11 protein-coding genes are annotated in these 15543 nt (G+C 43.3%); 6 read left to right on the top strand and 5 right to left on the bottom strand.

What is annotated here, in order from left to right:
* Positions 1 to 251: 251 nt before the first annotated feature.
* On the top strand, positions 252 to 2321 hold the full coding sequence (locus ADA55_RS15705) for a catalase (protein ID WP_048685619.1): 2070 nt from the start codon (positions 252 to 254) through the stop codon (positions 2319 to 2321).
* A 63-nt stretch (positions 2322 to 2384) separates the two neighbouring features.
* Here the strand turns inward: ADA55_RS15705 and pepT are convergent, their stop codons facing one another.
* The 5 genes from pepT to ADA55_RS15730 all read right to left on the bottom strand — a co-directional run bounded on the left by pepT (position 2385) and on the right by ADA55_RS15730 (position 8729).
* Positions 2385 to 3620 carry a peptidase T gene (pepT, locus tag ADA55_RS15710; RefSeq protein WP_048685622.1) on the bottom strand — a complete coding sequence of 412 codons (1236 nt, stop codon included), beginning with the start codon at positions 3618 to 3620 and terminating at the stop codon, positions 2385 to 2387.
* A 142-nt stretch (positions 3621 to 3762) separates the two neighbouring features.
* Positions 3763 to 5226, bottom strand: coding sequence for an alpha-amylase (locus tag ADA55_RS15715; protein WP_048685623.1), 1464 nt, complete (start codon positions 5224 to 5226; stop codon positions 3763 to 3765).
* Positions 5227 to 5518: 292 nt separating this feature from the next.
* Positions 5519 to 7246, bottom strand: a complete 1728-nt coding sequence (locus ADA55_RS15720; protein ID WP_048685625.1) for a CotH kinase family protein — start codon at positions 7244 to 7246, stop codon at positions 5519 to 5521.
* Positions 7247 to 7314: 68 nt separating this feature from the next.
* Entirely contained in the window at positions 7315 to 8010 is a 696-nt protein-coding gene (locus ADA55_RS15725; RefSeq protein ID WP_048685627.1) for a DUF4956 domain-containing protein, read from the bottom strand.
* Positions 8011 to 8045: 35 nt separating this feature from the next.
* A complete protein-coding gene (locus ADA55_RS15730) occupies positions 8046 to 8729 on the bottom strand; it encodes a polyphosphate polymerase domain-containing protein (RefSeq protein WP_048685629.1) in 684 nt (227 codons plus the stop codon).
* 256 nt (positions 8730 to 8985) lie between these two features.
* On the opposite strand from ADA55_RS15730, the gene ADA55_RS15735 reads away from it, so the two are divergent.
* From ADA55_RS15735 to ADA55_RS15755, 5 genes are read left to right on the top strand one after another with little or no spacing between them, the layout of a single operon-like run.
* Positions 8986 to 10338, top strand: coding sequence for an aspartate aminotransferase family protein (locus ADA55_RS15735; protein ID WP_048685631.1), 1353 nt, complete (start codon positions 8986 to 8988; stop codon positions 10336 to 10338).
* Between the two features lie 7 nt (positions 10339 to 10345).
* Positions 10346 to 11854, top strand: coding sequence for a pyridoxal phosphate-dependent decarboxylase family protein (locus tag ADA55_RS15740; protein WP_048685632.1), 1509 nt, complete (start codon positions 10346 to 10348; stop codon positions 11852 to 11854).
* 2 nt (positions 11855 to 11856) lie between these two features.
* A complete protein-coding gene (locus ADA55_RS15745) occupies positions 11857 to 13659 on the top strand; it encodes an IucA/IucC family protein (RefSeq protein ID WP_048685633.1) in 1803 nt (600 codons plus the stop codon).
* The gene (locus tag ADA55_RS15750; protein WP_048685635.1) at positions 13649 to 14233 is read left to right on the top strand and encodes a GNAT family N-acetyltransferase; all 585 of its coding nucleotides are present in this window, start codon (positions 13649 to 13651) and stop codon (positions 14231 to 14233) included. The genes ADA55_RS15745 and ADA55_RS15750 overlap by 11 nt, the downstream gene beginning before the upstream one ends.
* The gene (locus tag ADA55_RS15755; RefSeq protein ID WP_048685636.1) at positions 14208 to 15536 is read left to right on the top strand and encodes a lysine N(6)-hydroxylase/L-ornithine N(5)-oxygenase family protein; all 1329 of its coding nucleotides are present in this window, start codon (positions 14208 to 14210) and stop codon (positions 15534 to 15536) included. Before ADA55_RS15750 ends, ADA55_RS15755 begins: the two co-directional genes overlap by 26 nt.
* Positions 15537 to 15543 lie beyond the last annotated feature (7 nt).

Here is a 15543-nt window from a genome sequence, read left to right on the forward strand (position 1 = left end):
CGAAACAATAAATACATCTGTTTGTAGAAAAAAGGGATTTATCCAATTTTAAAACAAAGTTGATTGGAACGTAAGGTGCGGGACTCCTGCGGGAAAAGCGAGTCCAGGGGAGAGCCCGCAGGCGCAAAGGCGCCGAGGAGGCACACGGACCGCCCGCGGAAAGCGAGTGCCTGAAGTGGAAGTCAACGATCCTGTAGACAATAAACAACACGATTTAATCTGAATTCTTAGACATGGAGGGATTGAGTGGGATGACGAAAGCAAATGAAAGCGGAAGAATCGATGAGCAAAGTAAGCAGCGGCAGCTGGATCAATATCGAGTGGACGATAATGGGAAAAAGATGACGACTAACCAGGGTTTGCGAGTTTCTGAGGATGAGCATTCTTTGAAAGCGGGAACCCGTGGTCCAACTTTGATGGAGGATTTTCATTTTCGTGAAAAAATGACTCATTTTGACCATGAGCGTATTCCTGAGCGGATTGTCCATGCGCGTGGATCAGGGGCACATGGATATTTTCAGGTATATGAACCGATGACCGAATATACAAAAGCCAAGTTTCTTCAAGACCCTTCAGTGAAGACACCAGTATTCGTTCGTTACTCCACTGTGGCGGGTTCCCGCGGGTCGGCAGACTCAGTCCGAGATGTAAGGGGATTTTCCACAAAGTTTTATACGGAGGAAGGAAACTATGATTTGGTCGGAAATAATATTCCGGTATTTTTTATCCAGGATGCCATTAAGTTCCCTGATTTAATTCATGCGGTTAAACCGGAGCCTCATAACGAAATACCTCAGGCGGCATCTGCCCATGATACGTTTTGGGATTTCGTCGCCAACAATGAAGAAACGGCACATATGGTCATGTGGCACCTATCTGATAGGGCCATACCTAGAAGCTTCCGGATGATGGAAGGGTTTGGTGTCCATACATTCCGTTTTGTAAATGAACAAGGCGTGGCCCACTTCGTTAAATTCCATTGGAAGCCTGTACTGGGAGTAAAATCCCTTGTCTGGGATGAGGCACAGAAAATTGCAGGGAAGAATCCCGATTTTCACCGCCAAGATCTATGGGAAGCGATAGATACCGGGAATTATCCTGAATTTGAATTTGGCGTCCAAATGATTAAGGAGGAAGATGAATTCAAATTCGACTTTGATATCCTTGATCCTACTAAACTATGGCCGGAAGAACAAATCCCGGTTAAAATAATCGGAAAAATGGTTTTGAACCAAAATACGGATAACTTTTTTGCAGAGACGGAACAGATAGCTTTCCATCCGGGGCATGTTGTACCGGGTATTGATTTTTCAAATGATCCGCTGCTTCAGGGACGTTTATTCTCATACACCGATACCCAGCTATCCAGATTGGGAGGACCGAACTTCCATGAGCTACCGATTAATAGGACGGTTGCCCCCGTTCATAATAATCAGCGCGATGGCATGCACCGGATGTCAATAAATCCAGGGCCGGTCAGCTACCACAAAAATTCCCTTGCAGGCAACTCTCCTGAACCTGCTGCGGAAGGGGAAGGCGGCTATGCACATTATCAGGAGAAGGTCGATGGCAGGAAGGTCCGGCAGCGCAGTGAAAGCTTCAAGGATCATTACAGCCAGGCTAAACTATTTTGGAATAGCATGACGGAAGTGGAGAAGGAGCATATTATTCAGGCTTTCCACTTTGAAGTGGGAAAAGTGAAAAGTAAGGATGTTCAGCAGCAAATTGTCGAGATGTTCAGCAATGTGGATGTTGAACTGGCCAAAACGATCGCCATGGGAGTGGGCGTGAATCCTCCAGCCAACAAAAGTGAGGTTCAAATGGACTTGGCTTCTCCGGCTTTAAGCCAGGAGCAAATGAAAGTGAACACGGCCGCAACAAGAAAAGTGGCTATCTTGGCTGCAGATGGTTTCAACGGTTCAGAGGTTAATCAAGTCTTGGAATCATTTAAATCGGCAGGTATAACGGCTGAATTCATCAGTCATAATCGTGGAGTGGTTACAAGTTCTGAAGGGCAGCAGGTCGAGGTGAACCAGACATTCCTGACAGCCGATTCGGTACTTTTCGATGCTGTATATGTGGCAGGGGGGCAGGGGAGTGTCGATGCTTTAATGGCATCCAAGGAACCCATTTACTTTGTTGATGAAGCCTACAATCATTTCAAAGCGATTGGTGTGGGAAAAGAAGGGGCCGAGATCTTATCGAAGGCAGGTATCATTTCCAATGATCCAGCTTCAGGCATTGTAGCTGTTACGGATAAAAATAGCGGTTCTGCCTTTATCGAGGCAATTGCCAAGCACCGTCACTGGAAACGCGCTTAATATCTATTGAAAACCCCCAGACTTGAAGTCTGGGGGTTTATTCAATAGATATTTCGTATCAAGCTATATTGCTTTTTCTTCAAAAAGTGATGCAATGCCAACGATCACCTTAGTGGCCAATATCATATTATCAACGGAAATAAATTCATATTTTCCATGAAAGTTCTCCCCGCCCGTAAAGATGTTGGGTGTTGGCAGGCCCATATACGATAATTGAGATCCGTCCGTACCACCGCGTATTGGCGAGATTTGCGGTTTTATATCGAGTTTTTCCATTGCTTCATGGGCGATATCCACGATTTCCTTCACGGGCTCAATTTTTTCCTTCATGTTGAAGTATTGGTCGTGTAATTCGAGCTGGATTCGGTTTTGCCCATATTTTTCTTTTAAATCCTCGATTACTTTTGTTATATATTCCTTGCGTTCATTGAATTTTTGGCGGTCGAAATCCCTGATGATGTAAGAAAGTTTGGTCTCTTCCACATCACCATGAAAGGAAAGCAGATGATAAAATCCTTCGTAACCCTCCGTATATTCCGGTGCTTCTGCCGCTGGGAGCTCATTATGGAATTCCATGGCGATTTTTGCTGAATTTACCATTTTTCCTTTAGCCGTTCCAGGATGAATATTCGTCCCTTTGATCAGGATTTTGGCCGATGCTGCATTGAAGCTCTCATATTCAAGTTCTCCAAGCGGGCCACCGTCCATGGTGTAGGCAAATTGGGCATCAAAGGCATCTACATCAAACTTATGGGGTCCCCTGCCGATTTCCTCATCGGGAGTAAAGGCAACACGGATTTTTCCATGCTTGATTTCCGGATGCTGGATCAAATAATCCATGGCAGTCATGATTTCGGCAATTCCAGCCTTATTATCTGCACCCAACAGGGTTGTCCCATCCGTTGTAATCAAGGTATGCCCTATATAGTTCTTAAGCGAAGGAAAATCATCAGGTGAAAGAATGACATCCAATTTTTCATGTAAAGTAAGATCTTTACCATCATAGTTGTCAACGATTTGCGGTTTTACATCTTTTCCGGTGAAATCCGTTGCTGTATCGACATGGGCCAAGAAACCGATTGTCGGGACATCCTTATTTGAATTGGCTGGCAAGGTTGCCATGACATAGCCGTTCTGATCCATTGTCACTTCCTTCATCCCAATGGATTGAAGTTCCTTGACCAATGCATTTGCCAATGTCAGCTGTCCGGGTGTAGAGGGGCATGAGGGATTTTCCTCATTTGATTGGGTATCCACTTTCACATAAGAAGTGAATCTTTCAATGATTTCATTTTTCACTTTTCCTTCAACTCCTTTCTCCCTTATCTTACCATGATTAATTAAAATGGAAAAATTATCTTTATTTCAAATCTTCAAGGGCGGTGTCACCAGCAAAGAACGGCATATCTGAAAGCGACATGCCGTTCTTTGCCATCCCTTTTTAGAGTGGATTATTCAAGGCCCATACGGAAACGCTTTTCCCATGAACGGGGAAGGTAGCGAAACCATCATCTTCAATGGTAATGTGGTCATCTTTATGACAAGTTAAATCAATCCAGATTTCACCAGCACGATGTTCACCGACGAACATCCTTTTTTCACTGTTGTGATCTCCATTGGAGATAATGACGGCACACCCCGAGCCTTCTAGTTCTTCAACTCCGTGCCGGACCCATCCTATCGTATTTGGATCATCAAAGTAGTCGGTCTGTTCTCCGTAAGCTTTTTCATACCTGGCATATAGTAGGCGATCCAGGATATCCTTTTTCCCAGGCACGGGAGAAGGTCCGCCGATTCCATAATAGTCCCCGTAAAAGACACACGGATAACCGCAAAGTCTAAGCAGGGTAAGTGCATATGCCGATGGTTTGAACCAGTCCTTTACCCAAGATTCCAGTGATTCATGAGGCTGGGAGTCATGGTTGTCGACAAAAGTGACGGCCTGTGCCGGATTGGTTTGGACGAGGGTATCATCAAAGATGGTTGAGAGGTCGAAGTCTGCTCCTGCTTTTGAGGCCTCATGAAATTTATAATGCAGGGAAACATCGAACAAGTTGAGGTCATGATTGGTTTGCTCCAAGTAAGTTTGACAAGCTTTAACATCCGCCTTCCAAAATTCGCCGACCATGAAGAAATGTTCCTTTGTATATGGAATGAGTTCTTGGAGAAATTCATTGATGAATTCATAATCGATATGCTTAACGGCGTCCAAACGAAAACCATCACACTTTAACGTATCAACCATCCATTTTCCCCAGCTAATCATTTCCTGACGAACTTCCGGCAGGCTGTAATCGATGTTGGCAAACATTAAATAATCATAGTTTCCGAATTCATCGATGACATGCGGATTCCAGTGCTTATTTTCGCCTGTGATTCGAAATACACCCATTTTGTCGTTTTCGGCATCATAGTCTGTACCATTAAAATGAGTATGGTTCCACTTAAAGTCAGAGTATTTATTTTTACGGCCCGGAAAATCGAATTTTGTCCAGCCTTCCATTTCAAATGGTTCTGAGATATCTTCCATCCGGTTGTTTGGATTGACTTCAATCACTTCAAATTTTTCGGTTCCATCAGCTCCTGCTTTATGGTTCATGACTAAATCAATATAAACGCAAAGTCCGTAGTTATGGCAAGTGGCTATTGCTTGCAGCAATTCATCTTTGGTCCCGTATTTGGTACGAACTGTTCCTTTTTGGTCAAATTCGCCCAAATCGTAACCGTCATATATTCCATATCCATTATCCCCAACGGATTGCCCTTTGGTAACTGGCGGAAGCCAAACGCAGTCAATTCCTATATCCTTTAACTTGGAGGCTGCGTATTTCAATCTGTCCCAATGAGAACCATCTGCCTCAAGATGCCACTCAAAAAATTGCATCATCGTATGATTTCTTTTCATCCGTTTCCCCCCTGACACCGACCCGATTTTAAAAAAAGTGAAACTAATGCAATCGGATAAAGTAATAATGGAATTCTTTACCCACTAAAATCAAATGATAAACAAGTGAATAACCCTCTTGATTGAGGTTCATTTACCTCTCTATTTTACTATTTTATACCAAATAAGGGTATTTTATATTGATTAGCAGTTAAAAATTAATCAAATGTGGAGGAATAACCCGAAAAAGGCTATACGCCAATTCAAAAAAGGCATCCCGAATTTTGGGATACCTCAATTTTTCGTAAGTCTACTATCCTTTTTTACCTCTTCGTTTAAAGAAGTGGGCGAAAGCCATTGCACCGATTAATAAGAGTAGGAGCACGGAAGATAGAATGATCGTATCTTTGGAGGAGCTGCTGTTGCCTGCCCCCTTTTGGCTCATGTTCCCGTCTATACCAGGAGGTGCACCATTCCCGCCGCGGTCCATGTCAGGGGGCTGCATGGCAGCCCCATTTTCGCCGCCGCCCATGTTTGGTTGCTGCTCATGGCCTGCATTTGCATCATCGCCGATAGTAGGAGCCCCGCCGCCCATACTGCTTTCTGTCTCGGCCTCCACAACCAGGTCTCCAGAAAGCTGCGCCAAGATCGATTCAGCACGTTGGACAGCGAAGTCAACCAAAGTTTCCTTGCCTGACGTTGCTTCTGTATACTCGTCCATTGTATAAAACTTGGTCGGGTCCTTTTTCACATAAGGTGTGATTAATGTTGAAATTTCAGTGGTCATTGCTGTCATATTTTCTTCAGCGAAAAAATCTGTGGCAATGTCATTTAGATAATCATAATATTTTTCACGGTACTCGTCGTTGGAAAGCAGGGCATTCAATAAAGGGCGCTCTTCAAGGGCCGTACCTGAAACAGGCTCGGTAATGCTGAAGTTGATATTACTTTCATTCATGAAATTTGAACTCATATCCATCATTCCGCCACCGTTCATATTCGGTGCCCCTCCAAGGACTTCCTTGTCATCCTGCTTAGTGTCATCGTCGTTACCCTCAACCGCCGTTCCATCATTTTGGTCAGCGGTTTCTTGGTCAGATGCGCCGGCCCGTCGCCCGCCGCCTCCGGAATAACCGCCAAATGACATATTATAGTCCCAAGGCAATATCGAAAAGACTCCGTTCTCTTCATATAGGTAGTAGTTGTGCTTTTTATCTCCCTGATAGTGATCGAGGTTGACAAGGGCAGTATTGGCTGCGAAATAGCGCAGCATTTCATCGACATCCAGGACTTCCTCCAGATTTCCACCATTATTGATGCTATCAAGCAATTTGATCATGGCGGATTGGTCCGAATTATCGTTTGTTTTCAAGTTTAATCCCGTGTAGTCACCAATGTCTTCGCTGATCCACTTTAAATCGCTTCCCGTACCATCCGGATAATAGAGATCGCCTGTGCCATCAGTGAAGTTGGTGTTTAGAAAGGTTTCTTCTATAGCTTCCACCCCTAGATAAAGGCCCCATTCCTTTCCGTTGATGGTCACGTACATATAGGAATGTCCGGGAGTCGCTATGCCCATCTTGTCCATTAATTCATAGGAAAGGTATTCTCTCATATAAGTTGGGTCACTGTAATTATTGTTAAGGGCCAACTTTTTCAGGCCGTGTAAATCTTGATCTTCCTGATAATAATCAAAGTCTATCTTCCAGCTGTAACGATCGGAATCTCCCATTTGAACAACGGAATTCAAGGAAAGGTTTCCCTTGGTGCGAAATCCCACATTTTTAACCGTCTCCCCATCTATCGTCACATCGGCATTAACGATTTCCTTTTCAGAGGGGTTATCCAGGATGGAATCCAAATCCTCATCAGCCAATGTTATATCAACGGTTGTCACCTTACTTTGGTCAAATACAGATTCTGTATAAGTGTTCCCTTTAGTGGCTTTTTCAACTTGAAGATTGGGAAGGAAGAACAGCACTGCTATAAAAATCATTATCAATAATCCAATGGTCGCTGCAACATATCTTGTTTTTAACATGCCAGGGCTCCTTCCTCAGGTAGTCTATATAGAGGGGTGGGCATGGATATTCATGTCCGCCATCTCTCTTAAGCTGTGAAGTTGCCATCATAACTTAACATGATGGCTGAGTGAACGCTGTTCATGTCCTTGACTTGATTAATGAATTCCGCATCATTATCCTTTAACCGAATTTCATATGTCACTTCGAGGTTATTATCGGCCATGACTGATTTCGATTTGACGGAATGCCTTTTCACCCTATTGGATATCATTTCTTCCAACGTTTTTTCAATGGATGCATCTGAATATTTAACGATTAATAAAAATGGATTTTCAACTGTGATCCGGTTGGCAAATATGAGCATCACAATACCTATTAAAATGGCACCGATGATAACCAGTGGAATTAAGCCTGCCCCGCATAAAATCCCGGAGGCTGCTGCCCAGAATAGGAAGACCAAGTCCATGGGATCTTTGATAGGCGTTCTGAACCGTACGATGGAGAGGGCACCGACCATACCAAGGGAGATAACGATATTAGTTGATATGCCCATGATGATCAAAGCAGTGGCCATTGTCATGATGATCAGGGAAATATTGAAGTTATGTGAGTACATCACGCCGGAAAAGGTCTTCTTATAAATGACGTAAATGAACAATCCGATGGCAAATGCCAACAGTAATCCAATTAGGGAGTCAATGATTGAAAAGCTCTCGGTCTTGTCCAAAAAGCTTGATTTGAAAATATCATTAAAAGTGGTGCTAGTTGTCGTCGTATCCATTTACTATTCCTCCAAATATTATGTGTTTGCTGCAATCAGCCGTATCTTCTGCTTAATTGGTATTTTGAAAAAGCTGTTTTTCTAGTATCGATGATGGATAACAATTGTTTGATGATATCCGGAAGAAATTCGTCGAACTTTATTTCCAGGATGACACAATCTGGGTCTAAAGCATCAACCATGATTAATTCGGGATTCAGGAAGTCCGTATCCCTATAGCTCGTTTTCACATTACTGTCAAAGGTGACCCGCACATTTCCATATTCATAGATGAATACCTCCCTTTCATAGTCAACGACGGTTGTCGGCTTGATTTGGAAAAGGGTCATTTGAACATATAAGTCCCTAAGGATATCCCTTGAATCCCCGGACATCCAATGTATATCCCCTGAACGAATCCGTTCGTATTCTCTAGCAGAAAGCCTGCACTTCTGTTTATAGGTAAGGTTATTCCGCTTACTCTTCTTTTCTAGATTGATGAAATCGGTATCAAGATCATAAAGTCTAGCCCGGAACTTATCCCTGTGATAAAATCCCTCTGTTTTTTGCCGCAGGATTTTATTGTCAAAGTTATCGAAATAGACACTTCGAATTAAATATTTCCCATCCAGCCCATGCGGATCAAGCCTCATGAAGTTTTGCAGGTTTTTTCTTAATAAATGACAATCAGCTTTGGTGATTGCATGTTTGAGTTCCCGCCTTCCCTTTAAACCATTCATTGTTGTTCCTCCTTTTCCTTGATTTTTGACTGCATTCAGCTTATAAACAGAATCTTAATAAAACCTTAACAACAATTTTATGTTCAATAGATTAATAGAGAGTAGGCCCCAGTTTTAACCTTTTCTTAATTTTATTGGAATTTACTAGAAGAAAAATGAGTGAATTTACTCATTGAGAATAATTATCATTATCATTAGAATAGGTTACACGATAATGATAATTATTCTCAATTAATTCAATACATGGAGGTTCACTATGATAACGAACACGCTTACGAAAAATGACCAACTACTGGAACAACAAAATACAAGGGAATCAAATGCCCGATCTTATCCTAGAAGATTACCCATGGCGATCGATCAGGCGGAGGGAATTTACCTGACAGACATGGATGGAAAACGATATATTGATTTTCTTGCCGGGGCTGGAACATTAGCACTCGGACACAATCATCCGGCAGTGCTTGAAGCGATGGAAAAAGTTATTAAGGATAAACGTCCTTTACATACATTGGACTTTACGACGCCGATCAAAGAACAATTCGTCGATGAAATTTTTGAATGCCTGCCAGAGGAATTCAGAAAAAATGCAAAAATTCAATTCTGCGGCCCTACTGGCGGAGATGCCATCGAGGCAGCACTTAAACTGGTTAAGACAGCGACAGGCAACAGAAGCATTTTATCTTTCCAGGGAGCTTACCATGGGGCAACGCATGCAACGATGTCAATCAGCGGCAATACAAAACCAAAGGAAAAAATCCAAGGGTTAATGCCAGATGTGCAATTCCTTCCGTATCCCTATCAATATCGCTGTCCCTTCGGAGTAGGGGGAGAAGAAAGCCATAAAATCAGCAGCCAGTATATCGAAAATCTATTGAATGATCCCGAATCAGGATTATTGGCACCTGCAGGGATGATTTTGGAGGCAGTACAAGGCGAGGGAGGTTCCATACCAGCTCCAATTCCATGGCTTAAGGAAATCAGAAGAATAACGAAAGAGAAGGGCATTCCACTTATTATCGACGAAGTTCAATCAGGTATCGGCCGTACAGGGAAGATGTTTGCCTTTGAACATGCAGGAATCGTCCCGGACGTTCTTGTCCTATCCAAAGCAATAGGCGGAAGTCTTCCATTATCGGTGGTGATTTATAACAAAGAGCTGGACCTATGGTCACCAGGTGCACATATCGGTACGTTCCGCGGAAATCAAATGGCGATGGCAGCAGGAACAGCGACTTTAAAATTCATGAAAGAGACGAATCTTGTGGAGCATGCCGCTAAAATGGGAGAACTCTTAAAGGATATTCTTAAAGATTTGCAAAAAGATATTAAGCAGATCGGCGATGTCAGGGGCCGGGGATTAATGGTCGGAGTAGAAATGATCAATCATGAAGAACCGCAAAATGCGAATGGAAGCCATCCTGCTGATTCGCAACTTGCCAGTGCCATTCAACAGGAATGTTTTCAAAGAGGGTTGATTCTGGAAGTTGGCGGCAGACATGGAAGTGTAGTGAGGTTCTTGCCTCCATTGATCGTAACGGAATCCCAGCTTCGCGAGGCCACTGCAATTTTTGAACAAGCTGTTCGTGCAGCTGTTGCAAGAGGGTGAATGATCAATGATCGAAACGATAAATAAAACGGACTTTGCTTATTCCCGGATGTTCTTGAATAACGAAGAAGGCTTCAATAACTACAGCCAGTCATTGAAAATCATTGAAAAAAAGCTGACCAACTTTTTAAAAGGGAATCATTCACCATACTCTGGGAAAAAACCGTATGAAATCGAAGCAAGATTAAGCGGGCGGTCCCCCGCTTCCCTAAAAGGGGAGACACTGGAAGCAGTGGCGGATGAGCTGGCAGAGTTTGTTATTAACGACAGCATCAATGTACACAGCCCTGCTTGTATCGGACATTTGCATTGCCCGACATTAATACCTGCCGTTGCTGCCGAAATGGTTATCGGTACGTTGAATCAATCCATGGATTCATGGGACCAAAGCTCGTCGGCAACCTTCGTTGAAGAGCGTTTAATAGATTGGCTTTGCAGCCAGGTAGGGTTACCGGAACAAGCGGATGGGATTTTCACAAGCGGTGGAACCCAATCTAATTATATGGGCCTGCTATTGGCTAGGGACGCATATTGTAAGAAATTCTGGGGTGTTGACGTTCAACAGCATGGCTTGCCGGTCGAGGCGAGTAAATTGCGGATCTTATGCTCAGAGGCTGCCCACTTTACGGTTCGGAAGTCAGCGGCACAGCTGGGGCTTGGAGAACAGGCTGTAATCACGATCAAAACGGATGCAAATCACCGTTTGTCCATAGACGAATTAAATCATCAATTGCTGCTTTTGGAGAAACAGGGATTACTGCCATTTGCCATCGTTGCAACTTGCGGAACAACGGATTTTGGTTCAATCGATCCATTACATGAGTTGTCCGAAGCTGCAAGGAAGAATGGGATATGGCTGCATGTGGACGCTGCATATGGAGGCGCGATGATTTTAAGTAAGGATTACAAAGACTTAATCAGCGGTATTGAACGGGCCGACTCGATTACGGTTGATTTTCACAAATTATTCTATCAACCCATCAGCTGTGGTGCTTTTCTTGTCTCTGACAGCAACTCATTTCAATATATCCAGCATCACGCAGATTACTTGAATCCACAGGAAGATGAAGCGGAGGGCATGGTTCACTTAGTCAATAAATCGGTTCAAACGACGAGAAGGTTCGACGCACTGAAGCTCTGGATGTCATTGAAGGTCGTTGGACTGGATACCTTTGCCGAAATGATCGATTATACTTGTCACCTTGCACGTGAGGTGGCTGTGAAGATCGATAAAGAGGAAGGATTCACAGTATTGAATAAAGCCCCTGAATTGAATGCGGTTGTATTCCGTTATAATCCCGAAGGAGAAAGCGATCAGTTAGTCAATCTATTAAATAAACAGATTCAGCAGGAATTACTGAAAAGCGGACGGGCATTTTTAGCAAAAACACGTTTTGAAGGACAGGTATATTTAAAAATGACACTATTGAACCCAATGACAAGGCTTGAACACATAGAGGACATTTTAGACGAAATACGAGTATTAGGTGAAATGTTCAAGATGATGGAGGAATGAAGATGAATGGTAAGCAAATAGCTGAAAGGGCGACGATGCAAAGCTTTCTGAATTGCTATTTCCGGGAAACCGGAAATTGCAGGTTAGAAGAAACGAAAAACTGGCCGAATTTGGAGGGGTCCATTCCGGATTCATTAATGGTCAGTAAGCTCACATCCCAAGACATTGCATTGCTTGTTCCGCTTAAATATTGGTCGGAAACGGGGCGTCATATTTTCCACTTCCCGGTTTACTATCAAACGGGATCCAAACAAGTGCATGAATTAGATTACGTGACAATGGTCTCGATTGTTTCTAAAGAATTATTGAATGAGCAGGGCCGGACGGATAGTGAAGATGAATTGATGCTGCGTGTCATCCTAAGCAGCCAAAATATTCAACGGTATGTCGAAGCCAGGACCGAAGACGCTGATGCCCTTCAAAGTCCCGATTTCACCTATATCGAAGCAGAACAGTCGCTTTTATTCGGGCACCTGTTCCATCCGACACCGAAAAGCAAGCAAGGCATTTCGGAAAAAGATGAATGGATCTATTCACCCGAATTAAAAGGCCAGTTTCAGCTCCACTACTTCCTGGCAGATCCTTCGATTGTCATCCAGGATTCCAGTGAAGACCGATCGGCAAGTGAGATCATCAAACAGGAATTAGCCGGTGACTTGGAGATATCCAGTGAATTCCGTCGAACGTATTGCCAAGAGGAAAGCCGATATACCATCATCCCGGCACACCCGCTCCAGGCAAAAGCCCTTATCGAAAAAGAAGAGTTCAAAAAGCTAATCGAGCAAGGGACACTAGTTTATGCAGGGCCGCTCGGGAAAAAATTCACGGCCACTTCTTCATTTAGAACGGTATATAGTCCCACATCAAGATATATGTACAAATTTTCCGTTCCGGTTAAAATCACGAATTCCTTACGTGCTAATCTGCAAAAAGAATTAGATCGCGGTGTCGAAATTGCAAAATTAATGGATTCTAAAGTGGGAGACGATCTAAAAGAACGGCACCCCTCCTTCCGTATCATCAAGGATCCTGCTTACTTAACGATCAAAACGACCGAGCAAGAATCGGGATTCGATGTTGATATCCGGGAAAATCCTTTTTATGAAAAAGATAAACAAGCAAGCCTGATTGCCGGCTTATGTCAGGATAATGCTTATGGTGCACCATCAAGGCTTGGAGCGATCATCCGCAAATTATCAGCTGAAGAAGAACGCAGTACCGAAGAAGTAAGTAAGGATTGGTTCAAAACCTATCTGTCCATGACATTGAAACCGATGCTTTGGCTATTTGAAGAGTATGGAATCGTTTTGGAAGCCCATCAACAAAATTCCATCATTCAACTTCAAGATGGGTATCCAGCCGCTTTTTATTATCGTGATAATCAAGGGTATTACTATTGTGAGTCCAAAGTGGACAGGCTGCAGAAAATCATGCCGGAACTAAGTGAAAAAAGCTTCACGATTTGTTCTGATGAAGTCGCTGAAGAAAGACTGCAATACTATTTCTTTTTTAATCACTTATTAGGCTTAATCAATAATTTTGGAACAGAAGGATTAGTATCAGAGAACAAACTTTTACAGCTCGTTCAGGAACAACTGGAAACATGCAGCAGGGATAGCGAAGATGAAGGGGTGAATCGAGTTGTCTCAAAGTTGCTTCATGCCGGGGAATTATCTTGTAAGGCTAATTTACTGACACGATTCCATGATATGGATGAGCTTGTCGGTTCACTTGAGACACAATCCGTTTATACAACGATTGATAATCCGTTCGCGCAGGGGGTTATGGCCGTCCATGAAAAATAGTTATGAAGAAATGCTCAAGGACTGCAATAAACAGCTTTCATTTGTCAAAGTTGAATTTGAGAGGGATTTGGATACACTGCATGAATGGATGCATGAAGATCATGTGATACCCTACTGGAATTTGAATTTCACAAAAGAAAAATTCGCTGTTCATTTAAAAAAGGCATTGGCTGATACACACCAAACACTCTATTTAGGCTGTCTGGACTCCATTCCCATGAGCTATTGGGAATCGTATTGGGTAAAAGGCGATATCATCGAAGATTATTATGAATCCGAAGAGGGAGATCAAGGCATTCACTTACTCATTGGTGATCCGGATTACCTGGGAAAAGGACTGGCTTTGCCGTTTTTACGGGCAATGGTGAAATTCCAACTACTGACTTCAACCACAAACAAAGTGATGGCTGAACCGGATATCAGGAATGCAAAGATGATTCATTTATTCGAAAAATGCGGGTTTACCCCAATTAAAGAGATAGAACTCCCTGACAAAACAGCATTGCTTATGTCATGCACACGGGGGAATTTCGAGAGGAAGTGGAACTATGGAGAAGCAACAATCTATCTATGACCTGGTAGGGATAGGGATTGGTCCATTTAACCTTGGACTTGCGGCCCTTTTGGAGAAAACCCCGGAGTTGAATGCCGTCTTTTTTGAGAAAAAGGGGGAATTTAATTGGCATGAAGGGATGCTGCTGGAAGGGACAACGCTGCAAGTGCCGTTCTTTGCCGATCTGGTTAGCATGGCAGATGTGACAAGCCCATATAGCTACCTGAATTATTTACAGCAGCATGATCGGCTTTATCATTTCTACTTCCTGGAAAAATTCCTGATTCCACGAAAAGAATATAACGACTATTGCCGCTGGGCTGCCCATCAACTTGATAGCTGCCGTTTCGGCAAAGCGGTGGAGGCGGTTGAATATATAGGAGATCAAGGTGAACCCTGCTATCAAATCAGTGTAAGGGATGTACAAACACAAAAGATCGAAGTCTATTATAGCCGCCATGTAGTCATGGGAATTGGCAGTTCCCCGACTGTTCCATCGGCCTTTCAGCCCTATATGGGAGAGAGCATCCTGCATTCGGCCGATTATTTACGGAATAAAGAAAACGTCTTAAAGAAAAAATCCGTAACGGTAGTCGGATCTGGACAGAGTGCAGCCGAGGTCTTTCTGGATTTGCTTAATGAGCAGGAGGAATATGGCTACCAGCTAAACTGGTATACAAGATCCAAGGGATTTTTCCCTATGGAATATTCAAAACTCGGGTTGGAATACTTCACTCCAGATTACCTTGATTTCTTTTATCGGCTGCCGCAGGAAAAGAAGGATGAAATCCTGCCGAAACAGGATTTATTGTATAAAGGGATTAGCGCTACCACCATTGCAGCAATTTTTGACAAGATGTATGAGAAATCGATTGGAAATGCCGAACTTGCCATTGAACTTCGGGCCATGACGGAAGTTGCGGCAGTTACACCCGCCGAAAATGGCTGGCAATTGAAATGCCGACAGTGGGTTGAAGATAGCGAATTTGATGTGGACACAGAGGCGATTGTGTTTGGGACGGGATATAAATCAACCCTTCCGGCATTCCTTGAAACGATGGAAGACCATTTAGTCCGCGATGACTTGGGGCGTCTTGCAATAACGAAAGACTATAAGGTAGGGACGGCCATCTCTACACCGAATCACCTATTTATTCAAAATGGCGAGATACATACACATGGTGTGGGTGCTCCGGATCTAGGCCTGGGGGCATTCCGAAACTCGATTATCATCAATCAATTGGCAGGTAAAGAAGTTTATCCATCGAAGCCAAAGGGTGCATTTCAGTCATTCCGTGTAAAAACACCCGTCATGGCTTACTAAGAAAAGG

The sequence above is a fragment of the Bacillus sp. 220_BSPC genome (genome assembly GCF_001054655.1).
Classification (GTDB): Bacteria; Bacillota; Bacilli; order Bacillales; family DSM-1321; genus Peribacillus; species Peribacillus frigoritolerans.